Here is a 15,717-nt window from a genome sequence, read left to right as displayed (position 1 = left end):
CGACGCGACAGCTTGGGCCGACCAGCCTGTTGGCTCCTCTGTGATAGCTCCGCGTCACTCTCACCACTCACTGCATCCAGCCGATCAAGCATTCCGGCGATGTGAGCGCCGCTCGATTCGCCTGTCGAGGCCACCGTCCTGCAGAGGGCTCTACACCATGCCGACTGTTCTTCGAGCCGAGCAGGCGGGAGGAGGCTCGGCGAGTCGCTTGTGTGACTACCGTGCCTAAGACTCCCACGCGTCTTCTGCTCTGTCCGGGGTGTCATCCGCCTCTCGCAACTCACCATCCCACCCACGAAGATGAGCCCCGCATGGGCGGTTTCTTGCGCGCGGCTACGATCATCGGCGCGCTGACTTTCCAAGCGGGCTATTCATTCAGCGACGCCTCGTTTACAGCCGGACCGAGACCGCGCCAGCGCCCGCCGTTCCACCGAAGACGAGCACCGGATCCGCGAGCATTGGATCGCCCCATGCCGGCGGGGCGCAGAGCGATGTCAGAGCAGCGCCAGTAACGATACGCGTCAACTCCTCGCCCGTACGGGGCTCCCACACCCGCACGGTGGTGTCCCGTTGGCCCACCGTGGCGAGGAGGGGTGGGGCGGTGGGCGAGGCCCGGAAGCTCGTGATGGCAGTGACCGGGCCCTGATGGCCGTGCAGTACGGGGAGCGCCTCCTGTTTCGGTGCATCTGGAGACCAGAGTCGAACGGTGCCGTCGGAGCCGCCGGTGGCGAGGAGCACGGTGCCGTCCTCCGCCGTCCAGGTGGTCAGGCAGCCTACGATGCCGATGCGGGAGGGAAGGCGCCGTACGGATGGCTGCCCGGGACGGCAGAACCGTACGGCCGCAGCGGCTGAGTAGGCCACGATCGTGCCTTCCGCACTCGGCAGGGCCGCCACGGCGCGGATCGCATTTGGTGCGCGGACGACGGGCCACGGCTCTCCAGTGGCCAAATCGTGGAAGAATACGGTGCCAGAACTGGTGCCGCTGGCTAGGAACACCTGGTCCGTGCCATCCGCGCGGAACGTTGTCAGCGCACGTATCTGTGTCAGATCGTGTACTGGCCTCGACAAAACCGTGCGGGTCGGATCAGGCATGCGGAACCATCCGTTCTCCTGGTCCCAACGGACGATGCCGCCGCCGTACGTGCCCGCGATCACGGATACCGATCCATCGGGCCACAGGTGACTGGTGACAGCTGTCAGTCCCTGGAAGGCCACCTCCTCGGGCAAATGGATCTGCTGCCGCACTTCCCCAGTGATGACTGAGATGACGTTCAGGGAACGCAGCGACTTTGATTTCAGGAGGAGGGCCGTACCTCCCCGCACGGGGAACGGCGCCATGATCGACCCGTCACGCGGCTCTTCCTGGCGGTTGCTTCGCCGTGATACAGGGGTGGAAGGATCCCAAACCCGGACGGCGTGATCGTCGGACCCAGACACCAGCATCGGTGCCTGTCCTCCCGTGTCAAGAACGGTCAGGCCCTTTACCCTCTTGTCGTGGTTGGCGGCGAAGTCGTGCACCGCCAAACCGGTTTCCGGATCCCAGAGGCGGACGCGCCCGCCCCGGCTGGGTCCCAGAGCGAGCAGTGTTTCCGTGCGGGGATCGCGCCCGGCAGGGTACAGGCAGATGGTCACAGCGGACTCGCGAATGACAGCTGCAGCGTTCTCCTTGCCTGTCCACGCGTCGTAGTTGCGCACGCGCCCCGTGGAACGTGAGGCTGCGGCCAGCCGCGGCCGACCGTCAGTGCCGAAGTACAGGGCGAGGGCCGAAACTCCTCTGCCCTGGCCCCCCACCTCACTGACCAGCGTGAGCGACTCGGCATCGAGGACTTCGACCGTGCTGCCTTCTCCGCCGAGGGCGAGCAGAGTCTGGCCGGTAGGGAGCTGCAGCGCGGCAAGGGCCCTGATGGAGTCGCCCCACATGGTTGCGCGGGGTGTTCTGGACAGCACTTGGCGTGCCAGGGGGTCGCAGATCACCAGGCCCTCGGTGGTGCCCAGCGCCAGCCGGGTGCCGCTGCCCGCCGTGGAAAAGACGGACAGGGCGTGCACGGGGGCCGACACGGGAAGATGGTCGATCCGGCCACTCTGCGGATCGTAGAGCCAGGCACCTTTTGCGCAACCGACCGCAAGCAGTGGCTCTCCCCGATGGCCGGCCAGCACGGCCAGAGCACGTGCGTACGGACCGCGTCGTACGGGCAGCCCGAAGTCGGTGCCGGTGAGTGGGTCCCATAGGCGGACCTCGCCGTCGCTGTCTCCTGCCGCCACGAGGAGAGTGCCGTCGGGCAGGGTGAAGGACACGAGCGAGGAGACCTCTGCCTGGGTGCGCCCCAGCAGGTTTCCGGGCACTCGTAGCTCGTTCCACCGCGGGGCGACACGCGGCTGTGCTGGTACCACGTCGTGCTCGCTGCGGGGGGTCGGCACGGCTTCGCTCTCCGCCGCATCCTGCGTGTTGAGTGCGGTGCCGTCGTAGTCGCGCGCCATGCCGAGAGCAGCCAGGGCCAGGCTGTCGGCGCGTGCCGAGGGTGGGGCATCGGCCAGGAAGGGCTCGATGCGTGCCCAGGAGGCCAGGTGCAGCGTACGGGACGTGGGGTTCGCCGGGAGCCCGAGAGCGCCCCGTACGGTGCCGCTGGTCTCCCAGGGGAGGAAGTGCGCCGGAACGTGGCTGCCGTCGAGGACCATGGCGGCTGCGGCATGGGCCACCAGGTGGCGCCGCAGATAGGGGTGCGGGGCGATCTGGTCGCCCGCGCGGGGAATGAGCCGCTCAAATGCCCCGACTAGTGCCCGGTGGTTATCCGAGATCTCCTCGTCCGAGAGCCTCTCCCGCACGCCGTTTTCCGAGGCACCGAGGAGTGTGTGCGGTGCGTACCGGAGTGTCTCACCGATCCGCTCATGCACCGGCCGGTATACGGTCCGGCCGTCCTCGACCGCGGTGGTGAGGTAGCCGGAGAGGCGGCTGTCCCACACCTTCCGGATGACGTCATCCGGGTCGGCGACGGAGGTCGGTGACAGGCACTCCACGGCGGCTGGCCAGATGTCGGCCCATGGCAGGCCGGCCCCGTACGCGAGCGCGGTGGCGCGCAATGCGGACATGAGTTGCTCAGCGGCCGTGGAGTGTGTGCCGGCGACCTCACGGAGGTCTTCCCGCAGGAGGGCTTCGGTGCCCTCGCGCAGGGTCTGGAGCCACTCAGGGTCCTCCGGATCCGGCAGGATGCATCGTGCGCGCAGCCGCTCGGCCGCGATACGGGCGTCCAGGAATGAAGGGGTCACTTCCCGGGCCACCGCCTCCGCCAGTTCCGCGTAGCGGCCGAGCGGCGGAGCCGACGGCACCTCCCCGTCCTCCTGGCCCCCATACGGTGCTTCCAACAGCGCGTGGACGTACGAGGCGATGTCCTGCGCGGTGTCGGGACCGTCCGTACGGACGGGGGTACCGACGGCGGTGGCCCGGACCAGCAAGTCGAGGAGGTCTGGGGTCTGGGCGCGCGGGGCGGGCGCGTCAGCGGCGGCTGAGGTGCCGGGTCGGGTGCTGCGGATGCCGAGCAGCAGCCGGACGGCAGGGCGTTCGTCCGGCATCCGAAGATCTGCCAAGGGACGCAGCAGGTCGGTGATGACGCGTGTTGGGTTCTTGGCTTCGTCGATGCCGTCGATTACTAGGGTGAGCGGCTCGCCCCGCCGCCGCGCCTCGCTCTGCAACAGGTTCCGCAGCCGAGCGAGGTGTCCGCTCTCGTGGCCGCCGGCCCGGGACGGGATTGCCCGGCCCGGGTCGGCGCCGAGGGCCTCGCAGAGCGCCCGGGCGAGCTCGTCCGGGTCGGTGTTGCGGGCGAGGACGGCAGCGCCCACAGACCCTTCCGGTACCTGAAGTTCTGCCGGGATGTGGGTGACCAGCGCGCGGTACGTCTCGTCGGCCCGGAAGCGGGTGTCGCTCAGGGTCACGGTGCGGGCAAGGAGGGCGGACTTCCCGGAGCCGGCCACGCCGGTGACGATCAATACGCCTTCGGTGCCGGTCAGGAAGGCGAGGATGCGCTTGACCAGCTCGGTACGGCCGGTGAAATACCAGCCCGGATTGTCCGGTTCGGAGGTACCGGCGGCGCGGGAGATCCAGAACGTGTCGAGCTGGGCGCGTGTCCACCCGACCTGGTGGGAGGAAGCCTTCAAGACCGGTTCGATCCCCGTCTGGCCAGGGTTGGGCAGGCAGGGGCTCAGCTGTTCTTGCGCCCTCTCTGTAGTGGCCGAGGGCGTGGGCCAGGCGTACACGAGATCGGCCATGGTGCTCTGGTCGAACACCTCTCTAACGATGCTCTTCCATTCTTGCCAGCTTAGGTGCGGCTCGGCGAAGCCATTGGTCTCGTCCTCGCAGTGTGCCCGCACTGCCCGCAGGACGTTGGCGAAGGCATTCGGGCTGGGCGTGCTCTGGTCATTCCCTGCGACAAGGACCACCAGCGAGGCAAGGGCGCGGCGCTCCTGCCGCAGACCGTTCAGCGTGGTCTTGAGCTCAGCCTCAAGCCGGCCCGAGAAGCAGGAGTCCACCATCACCAAGACGTGCGTGGCATGGGAGTCAAGCACGGTGGTGATGATCTCAGCGGTTGGGAACGCGGTCGCGTACGGCCTGTCCACGTACGTGTCCGGCAATTGCAGGAAGTGCTGGGGGGAGTTCGTCGGGGCCAGCCCGTGCCCGGTGATGTAGACGACGAGGGCTTCGTCGTCGTCCGCGTTCCCGAGGTCCTCCTCCAGGAGGAAGGTGCGCAGGTCGCGCAAGTCGTGAAGCTGCTTGGCTTCGGAGGGCTCGAAACGGCGCTCGTCGTCGAGAGAGGGATGTGCCCACCAGTCCTTCACCGCCGTCACCTGCGCGGTGATCGCCTTGCCGAACGCCTCCTGCTCGGCTGCAGATCCGTCGTCGTACTCCGAGACCGCGATGACGACGAGGCGGCGGGCGAAGGTATCCGGAGCTGGCGCGCGTGTCATGGTCGGCCGCCCACCACGGCGCGGGCCACGGGCACGCTGCGGAGATAGCGCAGGGCGCTATGCGGGTCGCCGATGCCATTATCCACCGGGACTTCGGTGAGTCCCCGCGCGACGGCGGACAGGCTCGCGCCCCCGGTGATGAAGTCGTCGGGGTCAAAGACGTTGACCCACCTGATGTGCGAGTCGAGCTGGAGGGGTGTGCCGTCGGTAATTCCAATGAGCCGCCGCACGGTGGGGATGCCCAGCGGCGATCCACAGGTCACCAGCGTGTGTAGGCCAGACCCGGGCATGCCCGCAGCACCGATCTCCTTGCGGCGGAGCAGATCGTAGGCGATGACACTGCCAAGCGAATGACCGATGACCACGGCAGCATCGAGCGTGAATCCGTCCCGAACGAACGCCCGCACCTCGGCGGCCAGGGCTGGCTTCGTGAGGTAGTAGCGCACCTCCCGCAGGCGACGGACGAGGAACTGCACACCACCTCCCGGGAAACGGTGGTCATAGGCCATCGCCAGCCGGGTCAGACGCGGCGACCACAGCTTAGGAGGCCCCAGCGTGGCCAGGGGCTGGGTCTCGGCAAAGGCTACGTCCTCGGGCCCTACAAGGTCGGCGAAAGCCTCGGCGACGAAGTCCTCTTCCGCTGCCTCCATCGGCACGGACTCGCCGAAGAGGTCGTCCTCGGGACCCAGACGGTCTGTTCCCCTCGCCAGGAGTGCCGTCCAATGCGGCACCACGAGGGACGCCGCACAGGCTGCTATGTCGGGCAGCGAGTCAATGCCGCGCTGGAGCGCTCGACCCCAGTCGGCGGTCAGCCGATGCCGGGAAGTCTTCGACTGCCCGATTCCGTGTACACCGACGACCTGCACTGTCTCCACGCCTTGCCCCGCCCCGTTCCACCGTGTACCTGCATGCAAGCCGCGGATGTGCTGTTGTCCCCCGGCTGAAGGCCATTGTGCTGCATACGATGCGGGCATAAGGGCGCTTCACACGTCATGCGCCGCACCAAGACACTGCCTCCGACAATCTCCGAGCAGTGCGGCCGAGCGCTGCCCAGCCTGGGCTCCCTCCGGCTAGTTCAGCGCCCCAAGATGCGTGTTCGGACGACAACCCGAGACGAGCCGTCTAAGGACGGCAAGGGCGTGAATCGCTGAGCAGTGGCTTCACGCTCCGCACGGGGCGCCCCGTGCAAGGCTCCCAGCACACGATCCTGCTCCTCAGCCGTGAGACGTTCCAGCATCCGGGCCATCTCGCCGAGCTCGTCCCCGACCGACGTCACCGCTCACCGGCGAGGTCGAGATCACCCTTGCTCGTCTCGGCCACACCCTCAGCGATCCGGGGACGCCGCCAGGGGTGCGCGATCGGGCCGGAGACCGCCCGCCACCACGGCTCGACCGGAAGCTTCCCCGCCGGCTCAAACGGCTCGCCCGGCCGCGGGAACGCCACCGCCTGGCCGGCCTCCTCGGCCGCATCCTTCGTCCACTCCCCCGGCTCCGCCCACGCGTGCAGCGCCAGGTTGAACGTCCCCCAGTGTGGATCGGCAGCAGCACCCCGCCCGGACTGCCTCCCTGCAGGTCAAGATGGGCCTGCACCCCCTGGGCGGGCGACATGTGAATGTCTGGCCAGGCCCCGGGCAGCGGCGTATAGTCCGTGTGGTTCTTGGGCCACATGCCGTTCTGAGATCTTGATCAAAGCACACATAACCAACCACGGCGACCAAAGCATCTTCTCCCAATCCCCGATCAGCTCCCCGCTACAGCGGGGCGGGGTCAGGTGTCAGTGCCCGGCATCCGGGCGCTTCGGAGTTCGAGCAGCGACTGAGTCCTGCCGTCCAGCGTGAGATGCCAGAAGCGCCATCCATCGACCTGATCATCGCCGGCTGATGCCCGGGCGGCGGACGTGGGCGTGCCCCATGGCCGATTGAGGTAGATGATCCTGCCACCCTCCAGCAGAGATGCCCTGGCGACGTGCGTCTTACCACGACCCGTCAGTGCGATACCGCCGTTGGAGAACGCCGCGCTGCGACAGCGCTGAATGACTGGCCAGGGCGAGCGCGGCGTACTCGCCCGCATGGCGGGTCAGAACGTCGATGTAGAGCTCGTAGTCCTGATCATGGTCATCGGCGAGGCCGAGGAATGCCTCTACAGCCGCTATGTCTCCGGTGTTGGCTATCTCAAGGAGACCCTCGGCCCGCTCCAACGGGTCTTCGGAGTACTCGGCGTGCTCGCGGTCGATGAGGGCGAGCAGATCACCAGGTGTCTGAGGGCGGCGCCCCGGATCGATATCCGTGGTGGCCTTGACGATGTTGCGCCAGGGCCCCGGCGGAGGAAGCAGCGGCACATTGGCCTTCGGCATCTCCCCGGTCAAGGCCCAGGCGATACTCTGCCGACGCTGTAGATGTCGCCGGTGACCGTGGCACCGTGCGGGCCTCGGAGAGCTCTGGAGCCGCGAACTCCGGGGTTCCGATTGATAGACGGGTTCGTCCGACCTTGGTGGTCTGACCTGACGGCCGTCGCACGGTACCCCAGTCCGCGAGCGTCCACCGGCCATCGAGGAGAAGAATGTTCGAGGGCTTGATGTCGCGGTGGATCCAGCCGTCATGCGGAACTGCGGCCAGATCCCGGGCCGGCCGGCCCGGACCACAGCAGCCGCCCCGAGCCCACGAGCCAGCGCTGACGTTGGTATGCCCGGGGTGGACCTTACTGACGTGATGCCATAAAACTCTCCTCCGCGGGCGGGCCAGGTGGCAGACTGAAATGCGGGCGCCGATCCGCTGAAGGGTGCGTGGGCCCGGAACGGGGAGGACTCGATGGCCGGAGAGTTGTACATCGTCGCGCCTCAGGACGACGCGGATGGCGACAGGGTGCAGTGGCGGTTGGGCGGTCTCCGTCAGGATCTGCTCGGGCTGGACATCGACCAGGTCGGGGTGCGCGCGGCTGGCCCCGCACCGGAGGGCAGCCGCGCGGGCGTCGTCGACGCGGTCGGCTCACTCGTGGTCACATTGGTGCCTACGCTGCCGTTGCTGGAGGGCATCGTCCACGTCGTGCGGACCTGGCTCGGCACCTTCCGGGGACGGAGCGTCGTGCTGGAGATCGACGGTCACCGGCTGGAGGTCGCCGGTGTCGACGACGCGGAGCAGCGGCGGCTGGCCGACGTGTGGATCGCCGCAGTGACTGCGGACCGTCGGTGAACACCGAGGGGAGGTATGCCCTCATCGTGGCCACCGGTGAGTACGAGGATGCGGGTCTGCACGGCCTGTGGGCGCCGGTGCGCGATGCCACCGAACTCGCGCTGGTGTTGGGCGACCCCGCGATCGGCGGCTTCGAGGTGCAGGTCCTGGACAACCCCGGATCGTATGCACTCCGAAGAAGAATAGAGGACTTCTTCGCCGACCGTTCGCTACGCGACACCCTGCTGCTGCACTTCGCCTGCCATGGGCTCAAGGACGAGAGCGGCAAGCTCTTTCTCGCGGCCAAGGACACGATGCGCACCCGTCTGGAGTCGACGGCGATCCCTGCCGAGTACGTCAGCCGACTGATGATGAAGAGCCGGGCACAGCGGGCCGCGGTGCTGCTGGACTGCTGCTACGCCGGCGCATTCGAGCGCGACATGTTCAGCCGCGCCGCCGCAGACGTGCATGTCGCGGAGAGCTTCACAGCGCTGGAGTCCATCGGCCGTGAGCGGGGGCGCGCGGTGCTCACCGCCTCCAGTGCGGTGGAGTACGCGTTCGAGGGCAACCAGGTCGTGGCGAGCGAGACGGCCGGGTCGACCATGGCTGTCAGACTCCGCCGCGGCGAGCCCGGCCCCTCCCTGTTCACCGGGGCGCTGGTGGAGGGGTTAACGACCGGCGAGGCCGACCGGGACCACGACGGCATGATCGGCCTGTCGGAACTCGCCGATTACATCAGCCATCGCATCCGCACCGTGACCCCGAACCAGAACCCTCAGCTGTGGATCTTCGGCGCACGGGGCGACCTCCCCATCGCGCGCTCCCCTCGGCGAAGACCCCGCGCGGCCGCGCTGCCGGGGCATCTCGCCGAGGCGACGGCCTCGCCCGAACGAGCCCAACGTCTGTGGGCAGTCGATGACTTGGCGGAGCTGCTGAAGAGCGCCGATGTTTCTCTGGCGCTCGCGGCTCACCAGGCGCTGATGGCGCTCTGCCGCGACGACAGCCGCCGCGTGGCCGACGCGGCACAGCGCGCGCTCGCCTCGGCGGCGCCGGCCATAGCGGCACGTACGGCCTGGGACCTGGGGCGGACAACGGCAGGACAAGCGGGGCCCGAAACGGTGCTGCGCGTCGAGGGTCCACCCCTTGTCCGCGCGACGCTGGAGGCCGAGGCGGAGCCTTGGGTGGTGGTCAGGCATGTGGAGGACGGGGTCGCGCTCTCCGTATACACGTCCGAGCCGGGCCTCCACGAGGGCCGGGTCATCCTGCGGACCGCCACGGGAGAGCTCCAGGTGCGGGTCCGGGCGGATGCTGTCGCGCCGGCGGAAGAGCCCGAGGGCGGGGGTGGCGGCGAGCAGGACGAGCGGGTGATCGCGCCTCCTCAGATGCCGCGGCTCTCCGCGGACGAGCCTGCCGAGGGCGCGGGCGATCCCGCTCCGTCCCCTCTGCAGCTCCATGCCCAGGCCTTGCTCGACGCCGGGCTGACCGATCGCATGGTCCTGGAGGCGGTGAGACGTGGTGGAAGAGACTGAAGCCGGGCCCGGCGAGGAGCTGGCGATCGGTGCCCACTGGCGGCGGCTGGTCGACGGGTGGGCGGCGCGCAGCTTTCTGCGGTCCGCGACGGACGGCACGTCCATCTCGCTGGAGTTCGACGCCCAGGCGACGGGGGAAGCCGCGACGCTGAGGTTCACGACGACCACAAGGCTCCTCGTCGCGTTCATGACGGATGGCCACTTTGTACAGCAGGATCAATTGGCAGTGGCGGCAGCGGCCTCGAATGCCTGGAATGCGGAGCAGTTACTTCCCACTCTCGCCGTCTGGGATGTCCGCGGCGGTCGCCCCTTTCTCGCGGGAACCTGTGTGCTTCCCCTGAGTTGCCGCATGACGCAGTCCGATTTCAATGCCCTGGCCGACGAGTGGATGGAAGGCGGACGCCTGATGTTCACCCGATGCCACCAGGTGTTCAAGCTCTAGAAGGTGTGGGGGCATGCCATGGGGCGCTCGGTCTTCGTCACAGCTCTTCTCCTCGGATCGCTGGCCTCCTTGTCGCTTGCGGGCTGTGCCGCTTCATCCGCCGGCTGCTCCGGGGACGGACTGGACTGTCTGGCCCGGCTGGCCGGGGAGCGCAGCCACGTCGCCGCGCAAGTACAAGAGCGGCTGCAGGTGGACGACCTCGTCAATGACCGGCGCGACCTGAAGGATCGAATGACCGCCTTCGGCCCCCATAGGGAGGCCGTTTCGGTGAACATCGCCGGCGCGAGCGGCGCCGGTGGCACCGTACTCCTCATTCTGGCCGACCAGCGGTACGTCGACCGTGAGAGCACGATCACCAAACTCGATCAGGACGCGTACAAGGCCCTCGGCGACGTGCATGCCTGCGACGAACTGTGCGAGCGCGTACGCGACAAGGACGTGTCCGGTGAGAACCTGATCAGCGCCGGGCTGGCCAAGGACGCCGCGGACGCCCCCCACGGATCCGTCGTTGACATGAGGCCGGCCGACGGTGTCGCAGGCTGGCTCCTCGCCGCCTTGTTCGCCGCGCTCCTGGCTCTGCTCGCGCTCCTCGTACTACTCGTCCGGCGCTCCGGAACGCCGAGGCTCGCGACCGCCGCCCACCCGGGCCCGGTGCCGTATCCGAGGACTTCGGCAGTATCCCGGGAGCCCGGCCGGCGTACGGCCCCGCCGGGGGCGGCAACCTCCCGGCCCGGCCTGCCCGTTGCCGTGCCGTCCGGTCCGAGGCGCACCGCCATCGTGCGCACGGAACTTCGCCCACAGGGATACGTCGAGATCGACCATTGCCTGTACCGGGCGGCCTGGGCGGATCCGGACGCGTCACCGCCCGCCCCGGGCGATCCGGTCGACGTCGTCGACGGAGCCGGGCAGGGCTCCGACTCCCTGCTCGCGGTCCGGCGCGGCGGCGCCGAGCGGCGAACACCTTGAGCCAGGCAGCAGCACACCTACAGGAGATATGCAGGAGGGGCCATGCGAGACCGGAAACCCCAGGCACTCCCCGCGGAGTACGCCGACATCGAGATCGAGAACAATGCGCAGCGGCTTCCCCTGGTGCTCTGTCTCGACACCTCGAGCTCCATGGAGGGACGTCCCATCAAGGCGCTCAACGATGCCCTGCAGACGTGGACGCAGGAGTTGCACGACGATGTGAGCCTCACTTACAGCGTCGAGGTCGCCGTGATCACCTTCGGCAGCCAGGGCGTGGCCATGTGGCGGGGGCCGCAACAGCTGGCGGCGCAGGCGTCGGTCAGCCCCTTCGTCCCTGCCCATGCTTTCCAGGCCCCGAGACTCCGAGCGGCCGGTGTCACCCCGATGACCGAGGCGCTGGAGCTGGCGATGCAGGTCGTAGCGGCCCGCAAGGCCGAGCTTCGGCAGTCCGGACTGCAGTACTACCGCCCGCAAATCTGCCTGGTCACCGATGGCCTGCCGACCGACTCCACCGGCCATCTCACGGACACCTGGCGGCGGCTTGTCCCCGTGCTGACGGAGCAGCAGCGGGCCCAGCGGTTCCGACTCTACGCGATCGGGGTGGGCGGGATCACGGACCACGGTGAGGAGGTGCTGAAGGCCTTCGCGCCGAAGTTCAACGCCAAGCTGCACGGTTTCCCGTTCCGTGAGCTGCTGCAGATGATGTCGGCCAGTGCCAATGCCGAGCAGAGGGGCGCCGGGGACGAGGTGCTGGAGAAGATCTTCAGCCGGTTCAAAACCCAGCGTCCGGCGTGGGAATCGTGAGCGGAGGTACGGGCCGATGAACGCGTCGAGCATGCCGTGGCGCATTCACGGACTGAGCGTGGAGGGGTACCGTCACCGCCGGGACGCCATCCCCTGCCAAGATGCCTGGCACCACACGGTGACCGGCCCGCCCGATGCACCCGTGGCGGTGCTGGCCATCGCGGACGGCGCGGGCAGCCGCCCGCGCTCCGACCAGGGGGCGCGGCTGGCGGTGGAGCTGGCCACGGACCGTTTCGGGCGTCGGGCCGCCGGGTATTCCGCCGAGGGCGGCGCGGTCCGGGCCTTGCTGCTGGACGCCTTCAAGGACGTACAAGAGGAATTTCTTCGACGAACCGGCGACGAGGCGGACGACTACGCGTCGACGCTGACCGTGGTGGTGCTCACGCCGTCCTGGCTCGGCCATCTGACCGTCGGTGACGGCTTCGTGGTGCTCCGGGCCGGGGAAGACAACGGAAAGCGGCTGTTCCATCTGCTGCCGCGCCCGGAGGCCGTCAGTGAGTACAGCAACGAGACGGTGTTTCTCACCTCTCCGCACGCAGAACGCTGGGTTCTCACCGACTGCGTGTACGACGGCGGTATCGACGGGCTGCTGCTGTCCACGGACGGGCTTGCCCAGGCAGCGCTGAACCGGTGCGGGGACCGGTCGCAGGTGCCCAACGACTCGTTCGCCTCGGCGGTACTGCGCTCCCTCGACAGCCCGCATCCCGATCCCGGCCAGGACGAGCAGGCGCTGGCCGCCCTGCTCCGCTCCGACCGGCTGACAGCGCTCAACGCCGACGACAAGACGCTGGTGAGGGCGGTGCGGCCATGACCGGACGCAGGGTGTTTCTGGGCAATGAGCCGGTCGTACTCGCCGAGACCCCCCTGAAGGGCGGCGGCCAGGCGGCCGTCTTCCCGGTCGAGGGCCACGACGGGATCGTCGTCAAGCTCTACCGCGACCCGCCGGGTGCCGAGCAGGAGCGCAGGCTCGCCCGCATGCTGGCGATGTCCCCGCTCGGCGGCCGCCCGACCGATCACGCCCAGCCGCCCGAACTCGCCTGGCCCACCGCACTGGCCCACGGCGAGGACGGGGAGTTCCTCGGCTATTCAATGAGCAGATTCGGTGAACCCGAGCATGTACCGCTGGTGGGCCTGTTCACGCGAGCGCAACGGCTGCGGCTGTTCCCCGAGCACACGGACTGGAGGTTCCTGCTCGGAGTCGGCTGGAATCTCGCCTTCATGACGGCCCGGATGCACCACGAAAACCTGGTCATCGGCGACTTCTCCAGCAACAACGTCGTCGTCGACCGCAATGGCTTCGTCACCTTCCTCGACTGCGACTCCATCGCCTTCACCGATCCGGCCACGCACGAATCCTTCCCGTGCCTGATGCAGACCGCCGACTATGCGGCGCCCGAGCGTCAGCAGGGCGTTCCAGCCACCGCGGCCGGTGATGACTTCGCACTGGCCGTTCTCATCTACCAGCTGCTGACCGCGGGCAACCATCCCTTCGGGGGAGTGCGACACAACAGCGCCTCCGAGTCGACCGTCAAGGACAACATCGCGGCGAGCGTCTCATATGTGGTGCGGCCGGACCGCGTCGTCGTACCGCGCGGTGTCATCGACCCGACGGTGCTGCCACCGGCGCTCCTCGCCCTGGCGCGCGACGCCTTCGGTCCGGGGGTGCAGCAGCCGGAGGCGCGGCCAGGGGCGGAAGCCTGGCTGCGCGCGCTGGACGAGGAACGGTCACTGGTCCAGCGGTGCGCGGCACGGCCGAGGCACAGTTACGGGTCCCATCTGGCCGGCTGCCCCTGGTGCGAGCGTGCCGCCGTCACCGGACACGATGTGTTCAACGTGACGCCGCCTCCGCCTGCCCCCGGGGTCCCGGACAGTGACGAGAACACCGAAACGGTAATGCCGAAGGCGCTGATCCTGGCGTTCGTCGTCCTGGCGGTCCTGGTGCTGATCCTGATCGTGGCAAACGGCTGACAGCATGCGCACTGAGGGTGCCGATTCATCATCCGCCCTGATGGAGCTACATGTTGGTACTGATGAGGATCCCCGCCGAGTCGGTCTCTTCGCGGATCTTCAGGTTCCTGATCCGGGCTGGTTCGGTGCCTTCTCCGGAAGGTGCGCCAGCTGCGCGACCAGCCAAGCCCGCCAGGGCTCGTACACCTCTTCCACCGCCAGGTCGCAGGACAGCGGCACACACTGTGGCAAGCGTGGACCATAGCGGCGCCGTCCGCTGAGCCACGAACTCGGGCCCGAACCGGCGGCCAGTTGTGCCGTGTCCATGGGCAAAGATTCTGCGCCCCTGCCGTGCATCCGCACCCGATCGACCTGATGAGGGCGGAATGGGCTTCGTCCGCGCGGTGCCGGCCGGGGCCATGGCCGCTCCACCGCTGACGGCAACCAGCAGGCCGGCGCCGCCGAGCCGGTGGCCGCTCTGCCGCGGACCGGGCACGCCGGTTGCAACACCGCAGCCGACCACATCACCTTCACCCACCTCGCCCTGGCCCAACTGCCGAAGCGCCACCAGCACCGGCGGAGCACGCTCGAGTCCGACGCGAAGTGCACGAACTGGGTCAACTCACCCAATCGGCCAGGCATACACACCTCCAGTCGCCCGATCGCCCGATCGCCCGATCGTCCGAGCGCTGACAGGCCTCTTCATCAACGGGTCGGCCCATGCGCTTGATCGACTCCATTCGGCAATCGTTGTTCCATGGATATCCCTTCGCCTCACTCAACCCCCTTGACCTGACTCAAACCCGCTGAACGCAACCGCGTCGGCTTCCTTGACCCGACGTGATCATAAAACGGATATCACGCGACTTTCCCGAAGTCCTGCGCTGAGGCCGCCAGGAGGATAGCCTCGTCTCGTGGCGCAGAACCAATACTGAGCGAGCGTCAGCACTGCAACGTGACGACCACCGACACGTCTTTGCCGTGATCGAATACCTGCATCCGCCACGTCGGCAGGTCTATCCCCTTACGCCACCCCGTACACGTTCGTGGCACACCACCGAGCACGAAAGGCGTCATCAGGCTCAGCCTTGATGACGAGGGCCGGTCGGACCGATCAATCTCATACCGATCGTCGATGGGAGCTTCAGATCCTTAGAGGGAAGGAGCCCAAGGTGGATATGCAGGACGGCTGGCGCTGGTGCAACCAGTGTTACGGCTTGGCCTACAGCACATCGGGCAGGGGTCAGTGCGGGGGCGAGGAGGGGCATAACTTCGGCACCAGCGGCCGGTACTTGGTGACCATCGGATCGAACCCGGACGGCACGCAACCCGGCTGGCGCTGGTGCGAGCGATGCCAAAGTCTGGCTTACGGCGAGGGTGAGGCCGGGCGATGTTATGCCGGTGGCGTCCATTCGCTCGAGAGCAGCGCCGCCTACAGCGTACCGATGGATACGGTTCCTGCCGGAGCGCAGGAGGGCTGGCGCTGGTGCAACAGATGCCAGGTGTTGGTATTCGCAGGCGGTGGCCATGGCGGGATCTGCCCGGCGGGCACTCAGCACGACCACACGGGCAGCGCTGCTTACAGCGTGCCCACCCCAGCCTCGACACCGGTGGTCGTTCAGCCCGAGATCACGGTCCAGGCTCGGCCTGGCTGGATATCCGTGGCCGGTACCGGCTTCTCGCCCGACGGTCCGGTACACCTGACGTTCCTGGTCGGCGGGAAGCAGGTGGCCGCCGATGTGACCGCCAACTCCGCAGGGCGGATCCTGCACGGCGAAGAGAGTCGCATCGGCGAAGGCCGCTGCATGGTCATCGTTCGCGATGACACGACTGGCCGCTTCACCGCAGCCCACATGGAGCGTTCTCATCCGATCCGCATCCCGCTTGATCCGGTGCCGATCGACTGA

The 15,717-nt window shown here is 68.1% G+C and carries 12 protein-coding genes and 1 pseudogene; 8 read left to right on the top strand and 5 right to left on the bottom strand.

Annotated elements, in window-relative coordinates:
• Positions 1-390 precede the first annotated feature (390 nt).
• From ACWCP0_RS37010 to ACWCP0_RS36990, 5 genes and pseudogenes are all read right to left on the bottom strand, one after another.
• Positions 391-4,956: an AAA family ATPase gene (locus tag ACWCP0_RS37010; protein WP_451083140.1), complete on the bottom strand. Its 4,566-nt coding sequence runs from the start codon at positions 4,954-4,956 to the stop codon at positions 391-393.
• The gene (locus ACWCP0_RS37005) at positions 4,953-5,831 is read right to left on the bottom strand and encodes a hypothetical protein (protein WP_451083139.1); all 879 of its coding nucleotides are present in this window, start codon (positions 5,829-5,831) and stop codon (positions 4,953-4,955) included. The genes ACWCP0_RS37010 and ACWCP0_RS37005 overlap by 4 nt, the downstream gene beginning before the upstream one ends.
• Before the next feature lie 397 nt (positions 5,832-6,228).
• Positions 6,229-6,620: pseudogene (locus ACWCP0_RS37000) on the bottom strand (MBL fold metallo-hydrolase); the annotation flags it as partial.
• 307 nt (positions 6,621-6,927) lie between these two features.
• Positions 6,928-7,320, bottom strand: a complete 393-nt coding sequence (locus ACWCP0_RS36995) for a hypothetical protein (protein WP_451083138.1) — start codon at positions 7,318-7,320, stop codon at positions 6,928-6,930.
• A complete protein-coding gene (locus tag ACWCP0_RS36990; RefSeq protein WP_451083161.1) occupies positions 7,202-7,516 on the bottom strand; it encodes a hypothetical protein in 315 nt (104 codons plus the stop codon). The genes ACWCP0_RS36995 and ACWCP0_RS36990 overlap by 119 nt, the downstream gene beginning before the upstream one ends.
• Before the next feature lie 246 nt (positions 7,517-7,762).
• Here ACWCP0_RS36990 and ACWCP0_RS36985 point away from each other — a divergent pair, with 246 nt between their 5' ends.
• From ACWCP0_RS36985 to ACWCP0_RS36950, 8 genes are all read left to right on the top strand, one after another.
• On the top strand, positions 7,763-8,143 hold the full coding sequence (locus ACWCP0_RS36985) for a hypothetical protein (RefSeq protein WP_451083137.1): 381 nt from the start codon (positions 7,763-7,765) through the stop codon (positions 8,141-8,143).
• Positions 8,110-9,651 (top strand): caspase family protein, encoded by a 1,542-nt coding sequence (locus tag ACWCP0_RS36980; protein WP_451083136.1) that lies wholly within the window; start codon positions 8,110-8,112, stop codon positions 9,649-9,651. The genes ACWCP0_RS36985 and ACWCP0_RS36980 overlap by 34 nt, the downstream gene beginning before the upstream one ends.
• Complete coding sequence (locus tag ACWCP0_RS36975; protein ID WP_451083135.1) at positions 9,635-10,093, top strand: hypothetical protein; 459 nt, start codon at positions 9,635-9,637, stop codon at positions 10,091-10,093. Before ACWCP0_RS36980 ends, ACWCP0_RS36975 begins: the two co-directional genes overlap by 17 nt.
• Positions 10,094-10,111: 18 nt before the next feature.
• Positions 10,112-11,059, top strand: a complete 948-nt coding sequence (locus tag ACWCP0_RS36970; RefSeq protein WP_451083134.1) for a hypothetical protein — start codon at positions 10,112-10,114, stop codon at positions 11,057-11,059.
• A gap of 42 nt (positions 11,060-11,101) precedes the next feature.
• Positions 11,102-11,863 carry a vWA domain-containing protein gene (locus ACWCP0_RS36965; protein ID WP_451083133.1) on the top strand — a complete coding sequence of 254 codons (762 nt, stop codon included), beginning with the start codon at positions 11,102-11,104 and terminating at the stop codon, positions 11,861-11,863.
• A gap of 16 nt (positions 11,864-11,879) precedes the next feature.
• Complete coding sequence (locus ACWCP0_RS36960) at positions 11,880-12,674, top strand: PP2C family serine/threonine-protein phosphatase (protein ID WP_385425384.1); 795 nt, start codon at positions 11,880-11,882, stop codon at positions 12,672-12,674.
• Positions 12,671-13,831, top strand: coding sequence for a hypothetical protein (locus ACWCP0_RS36955; RefSeq protein WP_451083132.1), 1,161 nt, complete (start codon positions 12,671-12,673; stop codon positions 13,829-13,831). Before ACWCP0_RS36960 ends, ACWCP0_RS36955 begins: the two co-directional genes overlap by 4 nt.
• 1,151 nt (positions 13,832-14,982) lie before the next feature.
• Positions 14,983-15,717 carry a hypothetical protein gene (locus tag ACWCP0_RS36950; protein ID WP_451083131.1) on the top strand — a complete coding sequence of 245 codons (735 nt, stop codon included), beginning with the start codon at positions 14,983-14,985 and terminating at the stop codon, positions 15,715-15,717.

Source organism: Streptomyces sp. NPDC001970 (assembly GCF_053594115.1).
This window is presented reverse-complemented; position numbering and strand designations above follow the sequence as displayed.